General features: G+C 56.9%; 2 protein-coding genes and 1 pseudogene. 1 reads left to right on the top strand and 2 read right to left on the bottom strand.

Going from position 1 to position 2,996, the window contains the following annotated elements:
• The coding region (locus RMO15_RS19305; protein WP_309715563.1) for an AIR synthase related protein at positions 1-624 on the bottom strand (624 nt) is incomplete at its 3' end.
• A gap of 81 nt (positions 625-705) precedes the next feature.
• Between RMO15_RS19305 and RMO15_RS19310 the strand changes: the two genes are divergently transcribed.
• Positions 706-2,349 carry a tetratricopeptide repeat-containing diguanylate cyclase gene (locus tag RMO15_RS19310; RefSeq protein ID WP_309715566.1) on the top strand — a complete coding sequence of 548 codons (1,644 nt, stop codon included), beginning with the start codon at positions 706-708 and terminating at the stop codon, positions 2,347-2,349.
• Here the strand turns inward: RMO15_RS19310 and RMO15_RS19315 are convergent.
• Positions 2,339-2,996: pseudogene (locus RMO15_RS19315) on the bottom strand (hypothetical protein); the annotation flags it as partial. The gene RMO15_RS19310 and the pseudogene RMO15_RS19315 overlap by 11 nt on opposite strands.

Consider the following 2,996-nt stretch of genomic DNA (forward strand, 5'->3'; position numbering starts at 1 on the left):
CGCCGAGGCAATCGCATCAAGTTTGACGATCCCAATGCTCATCGCATTGACCAACGGGTTGCCGTTGTAGCAAGGATCGAAGTAGATCTCCCCCCCCACCGTGGCGACCCCGACACAGTTACCGTAGCTTCCCACACCCGAGACCACGTGCTCAAAGAGATAGCGGTTGTGGATCGCCGTGGCATCGTTGCCCTCAATCGGGCCAAAGCGCAGCGAGTTCAGGCTCGCGATGGGCCGTGCGCCCATCGTAAAAATATCGCGCAGAATCCCACCGACTCCGGTGGCCGCGCCCTGAAACGGCTCGACCGCACTCGGGTGGTTGTGGGACTCCATCTTAAAGACCACACCCCAGCCGGTATCGCCTAGCGGGACGCTCCCCGCGTTCTCCAGCGCACCCGACTCTTGCGCTTTTTTGTACTCAGAGAAGAGCTTGAGCACGGGGCGGCTGTACTTGTAGCCGCAGTGCTCACTCCACATCACGGCATACATTCCTAGCTCGGTGTAGGTGGGGACGCGGCCCAGCACTTCTTGAATCTGGGCGTACTCAGACACATTGACGCCCATCTCGCGGGCAACAGCGTCAGTAACTTCGGGATACTCAGGGGCATTGACAGGGGTTGGCATAGCATCCCTATTGTACCTTGGAAGCATCTTGTGGTAATGTTGCCTGGTTGCAAAACCGACAATCTTCTTTGAGAGTACGTCATGCCTTCGCTTCCTGCTAACGAGCCACAATCCCTAGAAACGCTTCTTGAAAAATCGCGCACCTTGTTAAATCAGGATGCGGGAGCGGCACTCTCACTCGCCCAAGAGGCGGTCTCCTTAGCGCACTCCACAGGACATCCACACCTGCATGCCAAAGCACTCCGGATCCGTGCGATGGCACAGGGTTCTATCGGCAATATCACTGCCGCACAGAGTGATTTCCAAGCGGCGCTCTCACTAGCTCAGCAATCCCAGGACTTCTTGCTTGTCAGCCAGTGCCTCCATGGAAAAGCGGTGGCTCTAAAACACCAGAGTGCGTACTCTGAAGCGATCGCGAACATGGAGTCGGCCGTTCAGATTCTACGCGAGATCAAGAATGACCAGGGACTTCAGAACAGTCTGAACGCCCTCGCCGCGTTTCATGGGAGCCTTAGCAACTACGGCGAAGCCATCGCCTGCCTGACAGAAGCCCTTGAGCTTGCCCCGGAGAGCTCCCGCGAAAGGGCTCATATTCTCAGCAATATCGCGATGGTCTACCTAGAGTGCGGACAATCAACAGAAGCAATTCGCTACTTTGAAGAATCTCTTGCTCCCGACGAAGCAACGGCCTCAGCCACCTACCGCTGTAATACACTGATCAGCTATGCCAGTGCCCTCAAAAATGCCGGACGATCCGCTGAAGCCGTCGTTGCCGCCCAGCGTGCCATGACAATCGCGTTATCGCAGCAGAATAAGTCTTTAGAAGCCGCAGCCTTAGTCGCTTTGGGGTGCTCGCAGATAGACAAAGAACAAGCGGAACTTACCCTGCGTGCCGCCCAGCAGTTCACGGATGAAATCGGGCAGCCCGAGCCACAGCTTACTGCTTATCAGGCGCTGGGAAACTTCTTAGTCCAGCAAAATCAGGCTGACGAGGGGTGCCGCTGGTTGCGACAAGCCCTCTCACAGGCCGAAGCACACAACCGACTCTTTATCCAGAGCGAGATCCACCAACAGCTCAGCCGAGGCTACGAGCTCCAAGGGAGTCTCTCCAAGGCGCTCGCCCACTACCAGACCTTCCATAAGCTCTACGCCCAGTTTCACCAAGAGTCGGCTCAGCACCGCCTCCAGAACCAGCTGGCTCAGCTAGAGGTGGAACGCGTGCGCCGCGAGACGGAGAGCCTGCGCCAGCAAGTGCTCGAAGACCCCCTCACCCAGCTCTACAACCGCCGCTACTTAACCCAGTTCTTGGAGAGTGAGCTTGCCCGCGCACGGCGCTATGAGCTACCCCTGAGCGTGATCCTCATTGATATTGATGACTTCAAACAAGTCAACGATCAGCACTCCCATCGAATAGGGGATCTGGTGCTACTCAGCTTTGCCAATCTTCTGCGCCAGTCCAGCCGTACCAGCGACGTTCTGGTGCGCCAGTCAGGCGACGAGTTTGTGATCATCACCCCAGAGACCCCCCTACCCGATGCAAAGCTCCTTGCAGAGCGCCTTCGTCAGACAATCGCCGCGCACCGCTGGGACAGCCTCGTGCCAGGGCTAACTCTGACCGTAAGCATTGGGGTTGCCGACCTGCTCAGTAACGAAGATATACTCGATCACGCCGACAAGCGACTCTACATGGCCAAGCGTGCCGGCAAGAACCAGGTTATGGCCTAACTTTGGTATGGGGTGCCACAACATCCCCCCGCATCCCCTCAACTCCCGCTTCCTGCTTTCCTGGAGTTCCGCCATCGTCTACTGCGTTTGGCCCCACGCTCCAGAGCGTGAGCTTCTCCACAGACTCCCGCCGGTAACGAAGCGGTGCACGAGTCGGGGAGAACGGGTCGGTAGGAAGAAGCTTGGCAGCTTCTGTCTCGTCCGGGTAGCGCCCAGTTTCGAGGCGTATCGCGCGGAGCAAGAGATAGCCTTGTAGTAGCTTCGACTGCGTCTCTGCCTCCACCCATTTGAACTCAACCTGACCAAAAACAGGAAGTAAGATCATATTTAGGGGGTCCTCCGGAAGCGCGATTCGTGGCCGTGGGTAGCTCCAGGGACGCTGTGTTCGTGCGCTGAGCTGGTCAAACCAGGTAGCAGAGTTATCCAGCATCGTACGAGGGCCGTAGTAGGTAATCTTTGCCTTGAGCCACGCCGTCTCAGCTCGTTCTGTAAGTGAGCTACCTGTAGAAAGCGGCTCCTCACCTATGCCTGCCATTTCCATCGAGTCTACTTCGCTTGTTTGTTGAAAGTAGCTCCCGAGATTCTTCCAGGTCGCCAACGGTCCCCCAGAAAAAAGAGGGCTAATATCTTGGCGAACGCTATGCTTC

Source organism: Armatimonas sp., from assembly GCF_031410135.1.
In the GTDB taxonomy this organism is placed as follows: domain Bacteria; phylum Armatimonadota; class Armatimonadia; order Armatimonadales; family Armatimonadaceae; genus Armatimonas.